Source organism: Chryseobacterium sp. ON_d1 (assembly GCF_006829085.1).
Classification (GTDB): domain Bacteria; phylum Bacteroidota; class Bacteroidia; order Flavobacteriales; family Weeksellaceae; genus Chryseobacterium.
The window spans coordinates 218,195-235,066 of the sequence record NZ_BJTC01000006.1; the positions used below are offsets into that span (position 1 = coordinate 218,195).

Consider the following 16,872-nt stretch of genomic DNA (forward strand, 5'->3'; position numbering starts at 1 on the left):
TTAAAATTTCCACCACTTTTTCTTCTGTGGCTTCTCTTCTGCTTTATTTTCTGCCTGTTCATTTCTTTTGCTGAATGAAAAAGCAAGTCTCTGATAAGGCACTCTGATATCGAAGTACAGCTGTGTCCCGTCATCCAGCGTGAGTGCATCCATCATCTTATCTCCGTCCCTGACCAGACTTTGTGATACGTCCTGTTTATTAAGATGCTGCCTGATCAGATCTCTTTCATCGGAAATTCTTGTGATAATATAGGGGGAATCCTTGGTTCCGTCTCCTGTTTTTTCAAGGCATTCAAAAATAATCTGTGCTATGGTCATTTCAATGCTTCTCCCTTTTTCATCGCCCAATTCCTTGTAAGCAAAATATTTATAGATATGTGCTCTTGGGCTTAACAAAATATTGACATTGACATATTGTATAACTTCTTCAAATTTTGCATCATCAAGCAAATCCTGGATATTTTCAAGGTCTTCCGAATAGGGATCATATTCAGGATCATTGATCACCAGCTCACGGCATTTCAGGAATGTTTCTTTTGTCGGGTCTGCTAAAAATTCAAATACTTTCTCATACGTTTTCATTGTGGTCTTCGGTTATGGTTTTTAGTTCTCGCCAGAATGCGTTTTTGTGCATTCCGAATTCGGCTGTTAGTAGTTTATTGATAAACGGAATTTCTGCCAGTTTATAATCTTTTTTTTCAACAATTCTTTCCAGATAGAGTTTCCTGTAAGTTTTGTCTGCCAGTTCTTCCTGCCAGTTCACATCTTTCAGATCAAGATCATATCCTATTCCTGAATAGTGAAACCCGGTCAGAATATTTTCCAGCATAGCAATCAGCGGATCTTCAGGGTCAACTGTATTTAAAGCAATAATGATCTGGGGCAAAAACCTCAGCGATAAATCTGCAGATAAGATAGAAGAAATATCTCTTGTTCCTTTGAATCCGGGAATAAGTTTTTCAATATTTTTCTCTGTATTTTCTCTGATCAGATAGAGCTGTGCGCTATGATAGAGCACTTTTGCAGCCCATACGGCAGCCTCTTTGTTACAGGATAATTGGTCTGACAAAAACTCAAGCCGTTCTTTTTCGAATTCTGTTTCAAAATAACCTCCTGCTTCCTCCTCTTCCTGAGGGGAGATTTGCTGTAAGCCTGAAAAAAGAGTAATACATTCTTCCTTACGAAGCAAAAAGATCGTGTCTAAAAACGGTGACTTGGTTTCCATGATCTAACAAAAATAAAATTATTTCGTTGAGAATAAAATTTTTGTTGGGAAGATTCGTGTTAAATATGGATTCTTTTTGACGGTTACGAGGTTGAAAAACGCAAAGGCGCGAAGAGAATAAGTCTTGTAATTATTTTTAAGGCGCAAGAAAATCAAAGATTTTCAGCAAGGCTATCCCTTTTTGCGTCTTTGCGTTTTTAAAATCATCAATAGATTGCTTCGTCGTTTAAGCTCCTCGCAATGACTTACTGTGATACAATTTCAATGATATTATTTTCCGGATCCAGAATGACACTTTCATAATAGCCGTCTCCTGTTGTACGTGGTTCTCCGGCAACTGTATAGCCGTCTTTCCTTAACACTTCCGTAAGTTCATCTACTTTTTCTTTACTGTTTACCGAAAATGCAAGATGGATGATTCCATACTGCTGGGATTCGTATGAGTTTTCACTTTCTTTGATATCCGGTCTGGTCATGATTTCAAGACGGCAGCCATTATCAAAACTTAGAAAATAGGATTGAAAGTTTTTAATAGGGTTATGGTATTTTTCATTGGAGACCGCTCCAAAATATTTCTGATAAAATGCTCTGGATTGTTCAATATCTTTCACCCAAATGGCAATATGCTCGATTTTCATTTTAAAATGTTTTAAATGTTTTACTTCTGCAAAAGTAGCCCGGCTGTTTTCACGATACCTGCTCCTTATTATTATTTTATTGTTTTGTATTTACCGGATTATATTTTGAATAATGTAAAAGACTTTTTATATCATCTCATTTATAGCACTTATTGCTAACATCTTATGTATTCTGATCATGACAGGCAACTTCATTGTTTACATTGACGCAATACCTGAAACAATCTAAAAGTTGTTATCTTTGCCCTATTCAAAATAACATTATGAGTATTCACATCAGTGCAAAAAAAGGAGAAATTGCTAAAGTAGTATTGCAGCCGGGGGATCCGCTTCGTGCACAGTATATTGCTGAAAATTATTTAGAAAATGCAAAACTGGTAAGCAAAACCAGAGGTATCTTTTACTATACAGGTCTTTATAAAGGAAAGGAAATTACTGTAGGGGCAAGTGGAATGGGGTTCCCAAGTATCGGGATCTATTCTTTTGAGCTGTTTACAGAATATGAAGTAGATACCATCATCAGAATCGGGACTTGCGGTGCTTACAATACGGATCTTAAACTTTTTGATATTTTAAATATTGATAAAGCTGCCAGTGAAAGTACTTATGCTAAATACGCATGGGGAATTGAAGACGAAATCCTTTCTCACCAGGGAAATATCTTCAATACCATTAATGAAACGGCTAAAGAACTATCCTTAAACGCAAAAGCAATCAATATCCACAGTAGTGACATTTTCTACAGAAAAGATCCTGCTACTCCGGAAATTGCTACAAAATATAACTGTCCTGCAGTAGAGATGGAAGCTTTTGGTTTATTTGCCAATGCTCAGCATTTAGGAAAAAATGCAGCGACTATTCTTACGGTAACGGATATTATCCCTACCCACGAAAAAATTTCTGCTGACGAAAGAGAAAAAGCTTTGAACCCAATGATGGAACTGGCTTTGGAATCGGCAATTAAGAGTTTGTAAGAACTAAATTCATTATAAAAAAGAGCTTTACTTCATCAGTAGAGCTCTTTTTTATAGTCTGAAAAAATTTCTGGCAGTCTCTGTAGTTTCGTCTGCCACTTCGGAAATGCTGATCTTCTTCAGATGGGCAATGGTTTGTGCCACATAAGGTAAAAATGAAGGTTCATTCCGTCTGTTCTGTATTCTGGGCATGTTTTTCGGAAGCATAAAAGGGGCGTCCGTTTCAATCATCATCCTGTCAAGAGGGACATATTTTATAACGTCTTCAAGGTGTTTAAATCTTTTCTCATCACTGATAGCTCCTGTAAATCCTAAATAAAATCCTTTATCCAGATAAGTTTTTGCTTCGCTCAATGTTCCGGTAAAGCAATGTACAACCGCTGCCGGTAATTGGGAAAGATATTCATCTGTAATCTCATTAAATCTTTTAAATGCGGATCTTTCATGGAGAAAAAGAGGTTTATCCACTTCTATAGCGAGTTCAAGCTGTGCCTGATAGCATTTTTCCTGAATAGGTCTGGGAGAAAAGTCACGGTCAAAATCCAGCCCGCACTCGCCAACGGAAACCACATGATCCTGTTTTAATAATTTTCTGAGTTCAGCGGTACTTTCTCCGTTAAATGATTTGGCATCATGAGGGTGAATTCCGGCTGTTGAAAATAGAATTTCTGGATATTCTTCTGCAATTCCGGCAGATTCTTTGCTTCCTCTCACGCTGGTTCCGGTAAGAATCATATGCTCAAGCCCGTGATCCAAAGCACGGTTGATAATTTCTTCGTGTTCATTATAGAACTGTTTATTGGTCAGATTAATACCAATGTCAATATAAGTGTTCATTTGTTTTTTACTTTTTTATTATTTCCTGAATTATTGTTTTTAACGTTGGTAATGTTGATGTACTGCTTTCCCGAATTGAATAAAGTCTTTTGCTTCCTTTCAGAATATAATCGAAATAGGTATCACTTTCAGGGTTGACAAGGACAATCCACCTGGCTTTGATTTTTACTGTTTCTACAATATTGACAGGCAATGCAGTAGATCCCGAAGTTCCAATAACAAACAAAATATCGGTATGATCAGCAATATAATAAGCAGTATCAAAATAATAATATTTTTCATTATATGACTCATCAAACCATAAAGTATGAGGTCTTAGCCAGCTTCCGCATTTTTTACATTTCAAACCGTCAATATCTTCTGATGTAAGATCTTCTGTATACTCTTTCTGCTTTACATTTTCCGGAAAGTCAATAGGTTCACTGCATTCTTTTGAGCAGCGTACTTTCTGTTTATTTCCGTGGATTTCATAAACCTTTTGGGTTCCTGCTCTTTGATGGAGACCGTCTACATTCTGGGTGATTAATTTAAATCTGTCGCCCAAAAGATTTTCAATTTCCGTCAGCGCAAGATGTCCCTTGTTGGGTTGGGCTTCAGCTATGAGTTTTTTCCAGAAAAGATTATACTGCCAGACTTCTTCTGTTTCCTGTCTGAAATATTGTAAGGTTCCGAATTCTTCCGGACGGTGATATTTTGTTCCTTTAATCCAGATTCCATCAATGGAACGATATGTTGGAAGTCCGCTTTCAGCAGAGATTCCGGCTCCGGTAAGAAAAGTGACATATCCTTTTTTCTCTTTAATGATGGTATGTAAAATTGATTCTAATTCTTCCATGATTTTTAGTTTAAAAAATAGAAACAGACCGGGTTCGAACCGATGACCTTCCTTTGAGTGGAATGTTTTTCCAGTTAAACTACTGTTTCTTGTTTATGTTTCTGCTCTCAGGAGATTAAAATACTCTGAAGCCGTCAAAGGCCATATTTCTCCGGCCGGAGCTATTTTTTCCTTCAATTCGCAGATCAGCAAATCTCCTTGTCTTTTCAAACATCTGATATATGGAATCAGATTACTGTGTATTCTGAAGGTAGATGCAATGGCCGTTAAAGCATCATCTTTATACTCCTGTTCTATCCACAGCCAGTGTTCTTTTTTGGTGGAAGGGCACCAGCATTTCACTGCATAGGAATACTGCTGTCTTCCCCCCCATACAAATATTCCCAGTTTCTGATTTTCAACTTGGTGAACTTCATAACGGTTGGTTTTCCTGATTAACTTTTGGTTTCCGTTTTCATCATATTCAATATAATCAACTTCAATTTCTTTTTCATTGATTTTTTGAGCTTCCAGTTTTTCCATCAGATTTCCTACGCCATAATAGCTGAAACAGAAGAGTTTAAAATTCCGATTTTCTGCATTAAAAAATTCTTCAAACTTCATCGGTTCCACTTTATCCCACAGGCTTTCAATTTTATTTAAAATCTGTGTAAAAAACGGAGTATCAAAACTTTCCCACTGTCTTTCATATTCACGCGTCACAAAATTCTGAAAACTGCTGTGCCGTAATTTTAAAATGGCAATCAGCTTTCTCAAAGGATAACTTTTTTCATGAATCATAAAATGGAATGGCATCCTTGAAACAATGAACTGATCTTTTGTAAGATAGATATTATTATTAATTTTAAAATAAATATTCTTTGCAATCTGTTCAAAACCGTCATAGGTACTATACAAATAATTGTTGATACAGTTCAAAACCGGAAACTGAAGCCCCTGCTGTTTTGAATCACCCCATTCTCCAAGATACTCCAGTGATTTAAAATCTACTTGAACGTCCGCATGATAAGGAATCTGAATTTTCCCGTTAATTTTCTGAAGACGTCCGAAATCTACGTTTTCATGGATAATCAGATCTCCTATCTCAGCAATATTAGGAGCAACGGTTTTGAACGCATTGAAACTTCCTTTCACGTATTGAAGTGCATGCAGATAGCAGATTTCAGAACCATAATATTGATAGTTCCCGTTAATATTTGTCAATACCGGAAATGCGACTCCGCTTCCACCGTTGATAACTACGTTTCCACATCTCTCAAGCGCCTGAAAGTTAACATAAGAACCACTTTGCAGATTAATGCTTCCGCTGGCTTCCTGAAGTTTTGGAAACAAAACTCTTGTATTATCCAGTCTCAGATTACCAATCAGTTTTTTCAGTTCCGGAAAATGATGGGTAAACCTGTGTCCGGATGCCTCATTACATCTTATTCTAAGCGTACCATGAACAAATTCCAGATTCGGAAATGAAATATTCTTACCTACAACATTGATCTTACCCCGCATTTCCCGATGAGGAATCACAATATTATCTCCAATGATATTGATATCAAAAATACCATCCTTCAGAAGCGCATCGGCCTGAAACTGGTACTGAACAGGAATAACAACTCTTGTCTTCAGCAGCTGACCATTCCTGGCATATACCTTAGTATTTTTTACAGAAACATATCCACCGGTTATTTCCAGATTTTTAAAGGTAGCATCTATAATACATTTGAAATGACCGCTTACTTTTCTAAGCTGATCCAGTTGGGTACGGCAATGCATTTTAAAATATCCTTCCACTGTTTCAAGAAATGGAATTTCACAGTTCGGTGCATCAATAGAAAGATTTCCTTTAATGTGTTTCAGTTCCGGAAACCGGCAGCCTTCGCCACGCAAAAGCAGGCTTCCTATTATTTCGGTGCAATGGAAGGTCATATTTTTAGCATATACCTCTATCAAAGCATATTCATCAAAAACAATATTCGCCCAATCTTCTTCGGAGAATATTTTGTATCGTCGTATGGTATCAGTCGTAGGCATTTTCTATCATTTGGGTTATCGGGTTATATTCCTGCTGGATATATTTTACAAAGCAATCACTTTCTATACGGAGCATTTTATGTTCATTATGAGTTATAAAAGCATCTTTTGCAATCAGGAATGTTTCTGTAGTTCCATTTTTAGCATAGATATGATAGTCTTCTGCTTTCATCATGTGCTGATTGCTTGTTTTCTCAAGACAGTATTCTTTATAGCCTTTGGTATATTCTGCCAGATTTCTAATTCTGTTCAGATAGTTTCTGTTGGATTTTCTTTCTCTTCCTGTTGAAAAGTATTCCGGTATATTTTCATTTTTGGTTACAAGTGTATCTTCAAAAGATTCCTGTTTAATTTCCAACGGAATTACTTCTGTCTTTCTAACCAGTTCTGTTTTAGGAATTCTTGGTCTCGTAGTTCTTTCAACCGGTTTTCTTTCCTTCCACTGCATAGGCACCGGAACTTTTACTTCATCAATGATGTTCAAAAAAATCAATAAATCTTTAAGCATGGTATTATTTTTTAAAATGAAAGCCAGACAGACCGGGATCGAACCGGCAACCTATCCTTCAGGGATATATTTTTCCGTCTTAAACTACCGCTCTGACTTTCGGGTTAGGGAGATAAGCGTGATTCGAACACGCAACCATTCTGGGTAGGAATTATTTTTCCATTTAAACTATTATCTCCATTATTTAAGTTGGGAGTACAGCAGGACTCGAACCTGCAACCTCGTCCGTGACAGGGACGCATTCTTCACTGTTGAACTATGTACTCCTGTGAAACGGGCGGGAATCGAACCCGCAGCCTTTGACTTGGATGGTCAAAGCTCTTCCGTTGAGCTACCGTTTCAAGAGTTGGGAGATAAGCAGGAATCGAACCTGCAACTCATTTTAGCAAAATGTATTTTTCCATTATTACTATTATCTCCGTATGGATTTTACCAGGTATGAACTTTATAGTTTTTCAATAAAACTCCACTGAAGTAATTTCCTTTTATTCCTTCCATCACAGGATGCAGAATTCTGGCTGCACCATCCACAGAGTCCAACGGTGGAATGTAGCCCATCTCAAACTGTTTCTTTCTGAGACTTTCTTTCGCTCCTGTGGAAATCCATCCCACATCTACGGCACTCATATAGATCTGATCATTTTCAAATTCTTTTGCAGACGTTAAGGTCATCATATTCAAAGCCGCTTTTGTCATATTGGTATGCGGGTGAAAAATGGTTTTATTTTCATAGCTGAAAATCCCTTCTGATGAGGTTACATTGATGATGAATTTTTCTTTAAACGCTGAGTTTTTCATCAATGGTTTCAGTTCTTTGATCAGAAAATAAGGCGCTATGTGATTGATGAGATTCACCTCTACCAGTTCGTACATGGAAACCTCTTCCAGCGTGGAATTCCAGCTTGTTTTTTCTCTGTTATCCACAGGCTGTCCGAAACGGGTAAGTGCCACTTGTGTTTCTTCATGATAAGCATATTCCAGTTTCGCAATTTCACTTGAAATTTCTGTCTGATTCGGGATCAGGGTCTGAATATTTTTAAATTCTATCAGCTTTTCTTTTTCACGTTTTATTATAGGAAGGTAATACTCATCAGGATATTTTATGGTCTGTGCAGCATTATTGATCAGGATATCCAGTGTATCAAAATTAAATTGATAGAAGTTTATAAAATCCTGAATAGCCTTTAAATTTCTTAAATCCAGACCGTATATCCACAATCTGTCTTTCCAGTTGTCATAATCTGCTTCCTGCTGCATAAGCTCCATCGCCAATGCCGGGAAACGGGTTGTCAAAACCAGATTGGCCCCGCCTCTTAACACCTTCAATGCGGTGGCAAAACCTACTTTCACTCTTCCCCCTGTCAGAATTACATTTCTTCCGGTAAGATCTGCCGTTTCAAAACGTTTTTCATAATTTTCTTCAACACATACAGGACATAATCTGGAATAGAAAGAGTGCGCATACTGATAGCTCTGGTTACAGCAGTAGCAGTTTTTGGGAATCTGAAGCTTTGTAAGTTTCACTTCTTCCTTTTCATCATCATAAAAAGCAGAAACGCCTGCCAATGCTTTCTGCATTAATACTGAATTGGAATTTACTGCCAGGTCATGGGATTTCATTTCTGAATAATTCTCGTGACGGCTTTGTTTTTTTGCACCTTTATGAATTTTGGTAATCAGCCCTGAAAATGTTTTATTATCGGGATTCAGAAAAGGGTTTTCCTTCAAAGCATTCAAAACTTTGAGACAGGTTTCCCATTCTTCATTTGAAAATTTTTGATCTGATTGATTCATAGCTTCTGTTTTATGTCTGCAAAACTAGAAGCTCAGTGCGCAATGTTTTTACGTAGTAAAAAAGAAAACAAAAAAGACGAAAAACAGAAAGGTGAAATAGTTTTGAGGTTAAAAAACTGCATGATCTGCAAGCGTTTTTATTTTCCCACGTATTTAACAGATGACACAGATGTCTGTGTTTTATTCATTGATGAATTTTTCCAGAAAGCCAATCAGCTTTGTCCCTCCGTGGCTCCAGCGGATTCCGTGGCCCTGTTTTTCCCGGACTTCAAAAACCAGTTCATGTTTATAGTGGAAGAAAACATTCCACCAGGTTTTATGTTCAAGGATATAATGGATTTTTGCCATCACTTTTTCCTGTTTCTGCTGATTGTTTCCCTTTATTTCTCCCCAGAAATCATCATCCATTCTTCCGACATGTTTTTCCCAGGCTCTTTGTGCGATGGTAATCTCATTATTGAAGGATTCCTGACAGGCATTGATCAGCATGGTTTTCAAAGGCGGAATAGCATTTTCATCACGGACACTTGCAGAGGTTAGTCTCTGACCCAAAACATTCAGCCAATGTTCAAACGGAATTGCTTCCAGAGATTCAGCTTTTACCTCATCTGAATCGTTATTTTCAAGAATCGTAATCATTTTTCCAAAACTTTCACGTCTGTCGATGATTATTTCTTCGTTAAAATAAGGTATATCCAATTCTAAGGTATTATCCTTAAATTTATAGATATTTTTTTCCAGACTTTCCAGATGTTCTTTTGCTAACACAGCTTTGTATTTACTTTTCCATGTTTCAGAAAACAGAGAAACATAGGGTTCAAACAGATTCATATTTTTATATCAATTTGATCAGATTAACAGAGAGGTTTTCTTCTTTAATCAGATATCCGATCAGGTTAAACCATGCTTTACAGTGATCCAGAATCCAGGCGTCGGAGGAAATAACAGTTTCTGAACTTTCTGCCAGAAATTTATCGGGGTTGTACTGCAGATCACCCTCCCAATTGAGCTGATGCTCCTCAGCAAATTCCAGAATAATCTGTTTTATCCGTCCACTGTTGGAGACAGGCTTATCAAAGATCCAAACAAGCTTCTGAATCTGATTTTTCTGATAAAAAGAAGCGACTAGTTCTACTGCTCTCAGCGTTTGATTCACTCTTTTATAAGTTCCGTGAACCCCTGAAAGGTCACGGATGCAGCCATCCAGTCCTTCAAAAATATATGCTTCAGAAAGCAGACTTTCCAACAGGATCAGAACATTGAAGCCGTCAATATATACGGTCTCTCCTTTTAACGATGAAGAATTTACATGTTTCAACTGCCTGTTTTGAAGCTGTGTAGCAGATGCAGATGCTCCACGAAGAGCCTGTATCTGACGGGTTTTGAGCCTGTACCGGTTTCCTACCAGTTCAGAAGCTGCTTTTTCCGGGTATTCTCTACTCAGCAGATACAGCATGTCTTCAACAGCCAGTTTCAGCTTGCCGATCTGTTTCTCTGAGCCGAACAGGGTGTCATCACCCGTATTTTTTCCACGGTTTCTGTTATTCATGCTCAAAAATAGAGTTTTTATGGTAAGAAATATTTTTTATCTGAGAATATTAAACCACCCCGTCAAAAATTCTTTGAATTTTCGCCATCCCTCCAAAGGAGGGGAATTGTACGTATTCAATAGTAGTAGTTATTATAGCGTTGGTATGATTATGTAGAAATCAACACCAATATCATTTCTTACATTCTAATTTATGATCTGTTATGTTTTCTACAACAAATGAGATATTTTATACAACGCATTGATATCTATTAGGGATAAGTTTGCAAAGACTTAAAAATACCCTTATGAATACACTGAAAAAATTATGTTATTTGTCTGCGTCTGTATTGCTATCAGCATCTTTCATTTCATGTTCAACCGATGACAATGAAATGAGTATTGAACAGCAGACTCCCTCACAGGTACTGTCTTCTACTCCCTGGGAAACGACCGGAGCAAAAGATAAAAATGGAAATAATGTAGCCCTTACTGATGCCAGCGTAGCCGGATATGTAGGATTTGCTTACTTCAAGTCAGACGGAAAGTTTGCTATTTATAACCTGACAGATGTACTGAGATCGATGGGAACATGGTCTGTAGATCCACAGGGAAAGACCAGAACCATTGCTGCACTGAATCCGGACGGAACAACTATTTTCACCCGTGATGTTGAAATTCTTGTTTTGAACAGAAATGAATTCACTTACAGAATCCATCCTAACTCAAGTGATCCTTCTCTGTATTACGACATTATTCATACAAGAACGTCTCATGCCGAACCCGCTAACGGACAGCTTACACTTGCTTCTACTCCATGGGAAACCACAGGAGCAAAGGACAAAAGTGGAAATAATGTAGCCTTAAATGATCCCAGCGTCGCAGGTTTTGTAGGATATTCTTACTTCAAAGCCAACGGAACTTTCAGAATTTTCGGACTAAACGATGTACTAAGATCTGAAGGAACATGGTCTATTTCTCCAGACGGGAAAAAGAGAACACTTACCACCCCTACTTTTACCCGTGTTGTGGATATCCTGGTTCTGAACGAAACCATATTCACTTACAGAATTACTCCTGATATGTCCAATCCAGCTGTATTTTACGACATCATCCATACGAAGGTAAACCATAAGGAGCCTTTGTAGTGATTATTTTTTTATAATAAGGAAGAACCTGCTCCGTGATGGGCAGGTTTTTTATATTAAATTTCACAAAGCCACAAACCTTTATTTAAAAAACTTTAGTTTACTTAAGTAAGTTTAAATGGGTAAAAATAACAGATGTGAAAATTCAGACAATTTCTGTTTATTTCATTTATCTATATTCTTCCCACCATTTTTTCCAGTTTGCTGATTCTAACTGATCGAGATTTACTTTTTCTCCGATCATGGGAAGTGTTATCGGAATGTTGTTTTCTTCTGCATGCTTTGATGCCAGCTCCAAAGGCTCATACCAGATGTGCTGTGCCAGCTTGAATTTGGAATTGTGTACAGGGATAAAATTTTTAGCTTTCAGCTCTTTTATTTCTGTCATCAGCTGATCTGGTAATGTATGAATATACGGCCATTTTTCATTGTACTGCCCATTTTCCATGACAGCAAGGTCAAACGGGCCATATTGGCTTCCAATTTCTGTAAAATGATTACCATAACCGCTGTCTCCACCCAAAAACAGATTTTTAGTGGGAGTTTTTAAAACGAAAGATGTCCAGAGAGAGATATTACGGTTCAGTAATCTTCCTGAAAAATGTCTTGCCGGAGTAAGAGTGATCCTGAAACCTTCAGCAATGTCTATGCTTTCCCACCAGTTTTTCTCAATGATTTTGTCAAAGCTCCAGCCCCAGTATTCAAAATGTTGTCCGGTACCCAGACCACAAATGACTTTACCCACTTTATCTTTTAATTCCTGAACGGTTTTATAATCCAGATGATCCCAGTGGTCGTGTGAGATAAGCAGAAAGTCTATCTCCGGCATGTGTTCCGGCTTGTAGTAGTCTGCCCCCTGAAAAGCCTTTATGGAACCCGGCATTGGAGAGGCATTTCCACTGAAAACAGGATCTATCAGAAATTTCTTTCCATCCACCTGTATGAAGTAGGAACTGTGCCCGAACCATACCAAAACATTTTCCTCGGGCTGAAGATTCTTAAGATCAGTTACCACAAACGGAAGTGCCGTTTTGGGTGAGGTATTTTCTACTTTGCATAAGCTCTGGAGAAGCAGTTTGGTCATACTTTCACCTTCCAATAAAGCAGGTGTCGTCAATATATTCTGAAACCTCCCATTGAGATAATTGGGAAGCGTACTGAAATATTCTTTTCTTTTTTCATCGGGAAACTGCCCGAGCTGCTTTTTTAAATTTTTCATTCGCTTGATTTTTTACATTCTGAGTCTTTCTTCTTCCAGATCAAGCCTGGTTAAATAATGTCTTATATATTCTTCGTCAATATTAGGATTCCGCCTGTTTTCTTCCCGAAGCCAGATTCTTTGCTGTTCGAGAGTTTCAAAATAGATTTCTTTGGCCTCTTCGGATAACTTATGGATAGAGTCTTCTTTATCTTCCTGTTCCCAGCGGTCCATCAATTGGCTAAAGTATTCATTTTCCGTTCTTCTTTCTTTATAATTTTCATCCAGATATCTGAAGGCTACACGACGCATCTCCCTCCTTAAAAAATGCTCAGATTCTTCTTCAGACATATATCCTCCTCCCGAATCGGATAAATTAAGTGCTTTAATAAGGGTGGGTAATGTCAACCCCTGAATAATCAAAGTGGCAAGAATTACGATGAATGTAATGAAGAGAATAAGATCTCGGTGTGGAAAAGGCTGTCCGTTTTCCATCACAACAGGAATAGACAGTGCTGCAGCCAGTGAAACTACCCCACGCATTCCTGTCCAGCCCATCAATACCGGGGCCTTCATTCCAGGATTTCTGTCTGCTACATTAATAAAATTCCGCATAATCAAGGTTACAAAAACAGCACCAAATGAAGAGATAAAACGAACCAGAATCAATACAGCGGTAATCAGCAAGCCATAACCTATCGCATCGGATAAACTTATCCCTTCTTTATGTAAGCCCACCAAAATTTCCGGCAGATCAAGACCTATCAATAAAAATACAATTCCGTTGATCAGAAATACAAAGCTTTCCCATACATTGGACCCTCTCAGCCTGGATTGTGAAGTTCTGAAAATCTGATGTCTTCTTACGGAAAGGAATAAACCACCGCTTACCACGGCCAATACTCCTGAAGAGTGAAATTCTTCTGCCGCGATATACATCACATACGGAGCTACCAGGCTAAGGATCGCGTCCATATTGACATCAGTGGGAAATATTTTTTCTATTTCAAGAAAGACAAAAGCCAGTAGAACTCCTATTCCCAAACCTCCAAAAACCATCCATCCGAAGCTCAACGCTGCATCCTGCCATAAGAACTGTCTCGTAGCTACAGCCACCATTGCAAATCTGAAAATGATCAGTGAGGAAGCATCATTAAATAAGCTTTCCCCTTCCAGAACAGTAGACAGGTTTTTAGGAACTTTCACAAACTTCAAAATAGCTCCTGCGCTTACCGCATCCGGCGGTGATACAATTCCTCCCAGCACAAAGCCTAACGCCAATGAAAAGCCGGGAATGTATAAGTTTGCTGCAAAAGCTACGGATATTGCCGTAAGGAAAACCACAATAAAGGCAAAACTGGTAATGATGCGCCTCATTTTCCAGATCTCCTTCCATGATACGGCAAAAGAAGCTTCGTATAAAAGCGGAGGCAGGAAAATAATAAAGATAAGTTCAGGATCAATTTTCAACACCGGCAATCCGGGAATAAAACTGATCAGCAGTCCTGCGATAACCAATATGATGGGATAAGCCACTTTCAGCCGATTGGCCAGCATAATAGCCCCGATAATGACAAGAACCAGCCCTAAATAATAAATAAAATTTTCCACCATTGCTTTTTCAATTAATTTTAAATTAAGTCTCTGTTTTTTGGATCACGAAATTTAAAAGAAAATTAAATATAAGCATAAGATCCTGAGATGTGAAAAATAAATTAACCGGCAGTGAAAATTTTAATCAATGATTTTTGGAGTAAATACATTAATATTTAGAAGCCATCGACCAGTCCCACCATAATTAATCCCAACATTGAGCCTAACAGAATTAATATAGCTAACGTCTTAGCAAAAGTTAACCAATACGTCTTTCCGGCAACTGTAAAATTTGCAGGATTGATATTGTAGCATAAACGGAAGGATTAATACGTAGATCTGGTCTAAACAACTCCCTGAATATACCTCCTCTGTAAAGCTTTGAGATTTCCGATATCGTAAATGTAACCTGTATCTACTCCATCAAATTGGGTCAATAGAGTTTACAGCCTTTTCAATTTCTTTTAAATACACAGAAAGTAGAGTCCCTGTTTTCTTTTTAAAAGCCAAAGTAAATGCTTGCTCATTGTTATATCCCAGTTCTTCGGCAATAAATGGAATTTTATATGAGCGAAATTTTTTATCTTTTGCTAATCTGCCTATCGCATAATCAATGCGAAGATCGTTAAGATACGCTGTAAAATTCTTTCCTTTATGGGTATTAATTACCTCTGACAAATATTTAGAATTTGTCTTAATCATTTTTGCAAGTGTTCCCAGGGTAATTCCTTTATTTAAAAACTGTTCTTTACTTTCAAAAACACTAAGTCCTTTTAAAATGGTCTGTACAACGTCTTCGGAAACAGTTTTCGGTATTTTGTCCACTCCTGTTTCAGTTTTTTTCGGTACTTCTTCAGCAACAGCTTCCATTTTTATTTCCGGTTTTTTTTCGCTCTCATTTTCATTAACAGCCTGGATCAGGTCCTGTGCAATCTTTCTATATTTTCTTTCTGAATTTTTGTATTTGAGGTAAAACCTGATTAATAGTGAAATAATTATAAATAAAGCAGTTAAAGCAATGTAAAAGAATATTTTCCGGTATTTCAGCTCTCTGATAATAGCTTCTTTTTCTTGTAACAGATTTGGGGTATCATATCGTCGGGGAAGTTCTCTGGAAATATATCTGAAGCGGGAATCCAATACCTGATCTACCTTTAAAAATCTTTCAACATAATACAGCTGCTTCTCCCTGTCATCGGTTTCTTTATAATAGTCAATAAGGTAAGTATAAACCTCTCTAAGCTCCGGAAAAACATAGTTCGTTTTGAGCACCATTGAATCAATTTTAGCAAAATTTTCTATTGCTTTAGCTCTTTCATTTAAGCCAGCATAAGATCTGCCTAAATTCAAAAGTGTGTAGTTCTGGTTTCTTTTGCTTTTGTAGTTTGCTGTAAAAAAGTATTTTTTGCACTGCTGTAAATTTTCAATGGCAAGATTATATTTTTTTAAGGAATAATTGTAATACCCCAATAAACCAAGATTCTGATAATAGCTATAAAGATTTTTATTTTTTTTTGAAGCCTCAAGTCCTTCCTGTATTAATACAAATGCTGAATCCAATTTATTACCGTCTATGTAAGCATCTGCCAGATTAATTTTAAGAAGATTATGTTCGTCCTCATTCAGATAATCAGCATTATATAAATAATATCTTAGAGTTTTAACAGTCTCAGCATGCTTTCCAATATAGTTTTTTAAATAAGCAATACTAATATTGGCCATGGCAATTTGCCTCTTATACCCCTTCTCTTTAGCATATTTCAATCCCAGTACATAATTATTCAAAGCAGCCTGAAGATTATCAAACTTAAAGTATAAATTCCCTCTTAACAAAAAAGTCCTGGCAGGATAATAGATCTCTTTGGATTGCCTTGTGATCATCTGGACGCTATCAAGATATTTCAATGCATTGGGCAATGATTCATCAAAATGCAGCATGATATAAGCTTCTGCAATTTGCGTTTCATCATGATCACTTTTTGCTTTTTCAAGGTATGATTTTGCAATATTTTTTCTACCATTAGTATCATCCGGCGAAATTTCATAGAATTTTCCCTCCAGTTCCTGATAACTATAATTTTTTAAAACACTTTTGGCAATATTTTCAGTGTTGTTTTTTTGTGCATAAAATAAATTACATAAAACGAGCAACAAAAGCAACCTTATTTTAAACATCTTCCTCTTTTTTACAAAAATATTATTTAAAAATGAGAGTCATACTAAAATCAAAAAAAACAATAACAAAATACTGAAAATCAGAAAATTAAAAAATAACACCAACTCTAAATTCATGAATCTAGAAAAGCTTTTTTACGATCAAATAGAAAAAACGCTTTTATTTGCAAACAATTAAAAAAAATTTTTTTACAATGAAAAACGAAAAAAAAGACAAAAAGAAACTATCTTTAAAAAAATTACAAATGGCAAAGATTGATAATCTTCATAAAATTTTTGGAGGAGGCCCTAATCATCTTGTACAACATATCGATGGTTGTGCCAATGGTGATGATGGTAGCTCACTTGATGATGGATTAGGACCAAAGATTCCTATTACTAAATAATTTTTAGC

16 protein-coding genes and 4 tRNA genes are annotated in these 16,872 nt (G+C 37.0%); 3 read left to right on the forward strand and 17 right to left on the reverse strand.

The features are described from left to right. The 3 genes from CRS_RS11505 to CRS_RS11515 all read right to left on the reverse strand — a co-directional run bounded on the left by CRS_RS11505 (position 1) and on the right by CRS_RS11515 (position 1,863). Positions 1-582 (reverse strand): DUF4919 domain-containing protein, encoded by a 582-nt coding sequence (locus CRS_RS11505; RefSeq protein WP_142724194.1) that lies wholly within the window; start codon positions 580-582, stop codon positions 1-3. Beyond that, positions 569-1,225, reverse strand: coding sequence for a hypothetical protein (locus CRS_RS11510; protein WP_172617044.1), 657 nt, complete (start codon positions 1,223-1,225; stop codon positions 569-571). The genes CRS_RS11505 and CRS_RS11510 overlap by 14 nt, the downstream gene beginning before the upstream one ends. A gap of 245 nt (positions 1,226-1,470) precedes the next feature. Next, the gene (locus CRS_RS11515) at positions 1,471-1,863 is read right to left on the reverse strand and encodes a VOC family protein (RefSeq protein WP_142724195.1); all 393 of its coding nucleotides are present in this window, start codon (positions 1,861-1,863) and stop codon (positions 1,471-1,473) included. Positions 1,864-2,126: 263 nt separating this feature from the next. Here CRS_RS11515 and deoD point away from each other — a divergent pair, with 263 nt between their 5' ends. Beyond that, the gene (gene deoD / locus CRS_RS11520) at positions 2,127-2,837 is read left to right on the forward strand and encodes a purine-nucleoside phosphorylase (RefSeq protein ID WP_041462068.1); all 711 of its coding nucleotides are present in this window, start codon (positions 2,127-2,129) and stop codon (positions 2,835-2,837) included. Positions 2,838-2,888: 51 nt separating this feature from the next. Here deoD and CRS_RS11525 read toward each other — a convergent pair whose 3' ends face one another. The 11 genes from CRS_RS11525 to CRS_RS11570 form a co-directional block, all read right to left on the reverse strand. Then, positions 2,889-3,674, reverse strand: a complete 786-nt coding sequence (locus tag CRS_RS11525) for a TatD family hydrolase (protein ID WP_142724196.1) — start codon at positions 3,672-3,674, stop codon at positions 2,889-2,891. A 7-nt stretch (positions 3,675-3,681) separates the two neighbouring features. Next, complete coding sequence (locus CRS_RS11530; protein ID WP_142724197.1) at positions 3,682-4,509, reverse strand: Sir2 family NAD-dependent protein deacetylase; 828 nt, start codon at positions 4,507-4,509, stop codon at positions 3,682-3,684. A 19-nt stretch (positions 4,510-4,528) separates the two neighbouring features. Continuing rightward, positions 4,529-4,598 (reverse strand) — tRNA-OTHER (locus tag CRS_RS11535). Between the two features lie 4 nt (positions 4,599-4,602). Next, positions 4,603-6,534: a hypothetical protein gene (locus CRS_RS11540; protein ID WP_142724198.1), complete on the reverse strand. Its 1,932-nt coding sequence runs from the start codon at positions 6,532-6,534 to the stop codon at positions 4,603-4,605. Then, positions 6,521-7,042: a hypothetical protein gene (locus tag CRS_RS11545; protein WP_142724199.1), complete on the reverse strand. Its 522-nt coding sequence runs from the start codon at positions 7,040-7,042 to the stop codon at positions 6,521-6,523. Before CRS_RS11545 ends, CRS_RS11540 begins: the two co-directional genes overlap by 14 nt. A gap of 23 nt (positions 7,043-7,065) precedes the next feature. Beyond that, positions 7,066-7,137: transfer RNA gene (locus CRS_RS24410), tRNA-Ser, on the reverse strand. A gap of 97 nt (positions 7,138-7,234) precedes the next feature. After that, positions 7,235-7,308 (reverse strand) — tRNA-Asp (locus tag CRS_RS11550). Positions 7,309-7,311: 3 nt separating this feature from the next. Then, a tRNA-Gly gene (locus CRS_RS11555) sits at positions 7,312-7,383 on the reverse strand. Positions 7,384-7,471: 88 nt separating this feature from the next. Further along, positions 7,472-8,836, reverse strand: coding sequence for an SDR family NAD(P)-dependent oxidoreductase (locus CRS_RS11560; RefSeq protein WP_142724200.1), 1,365 nt, complete (start codon positions 8,834-8,836; stop codon positions 7,472-7,474). Positions 8,837-9,016: 180 nt separating this feature from the next. Further along, complete coding sequence (locus CRS_RS11565) at positions 9,017-9,667, reverse strand: hypothetical protein (protein ID WP_142724201.1); 651 nt, start codon at positions 9,665-9,667, stop codon at positions 9,017-9,019. 4 nt (positions 9,668-9,671) lie between these two features. After that, positions 9,672-10,385, reverse strand: coding sequence for a DUF434 domain-containing protein (locus tag CRS_RS11570; protein WP_172617045.1), 714 nt, complete (start codon positions 10,383-10,385; stop codon positions 9,672-9,674). A 287-nt stretch (positions 10,386-10,672) separates the two neighbouring features. On the opposite strand from CRS_RS11570, the gene CRS_RS24675 reads away from it, so the two are divergent. Further along, entirely contained in the window at positions 10,673-11,512 is an 840-nt protein-coding gene (locus CRS_RS24675) for a DUF4822 domain-containing protein (RefSeq protein WP_228451233.1), read from the forward strand. Between the two features lie 169 nt (positions 11,513-11,681). On the opposite strand, the gene CRS_RS11580 is transcribed toward CRS_RS24675, so the two are convergent. From CRS_RS11580 to CRS_RS11590, 3 genes are all read right to left on the reverse strand, one after another. Beyond that, positions 11,682-12,731 (reverse strand): MBL fold metallo-hydrolase, encoded by a 1,050-nt coding sequence (locus CRS_RS11580; RefSeq protein WP_142724203.1) that lies wholly within the window; start codon positions 12,729-12,731, stop codon positions 11,682-11,684. Between the two features lie 12 nt (positions 12,732-12,743). Beyond that, positions 12,744-14,324 carry a Na+/H+ antiporter gene (locus CRS_RS11585; RefSeq protein ID WP_142724204.1) on the reverse strand — a complete coding sequence of 527 codons (1,581 nt, stop codon included), beginning with the start codon at positions 14,322-14,324 and terminating at the stop codon, positions 12,744-12,746. 402 nt (positions 14,325-14,726) lie between these two features. After that, on the reverse strand, positions 14,727-16,478 hold the full coding sequence (locus CRS_RS11590) for an AraC family transcriptional regulator (protein WP_142724205.1): 1,752 nt from the start codon (positions 16,476-16,478) through the stop codon (positions 14,727-14,729). Between the two features lie 194 nt (positions 16,479-16,672). Between CRS_RS11590 and CRS_RS11595 the strand changes: the two genes are divergently transcribed. Beyond that, entirely contained in the window at positions 16,673-16,864 is a 192-nt protein-coding gene (locus CRS_RS11595) for a hypothetical protein (RefSeq protein ID WP_142724206.1), read from the forward strand. Positions 16,865-16,872: the final 8 nt, after the last annotated feature.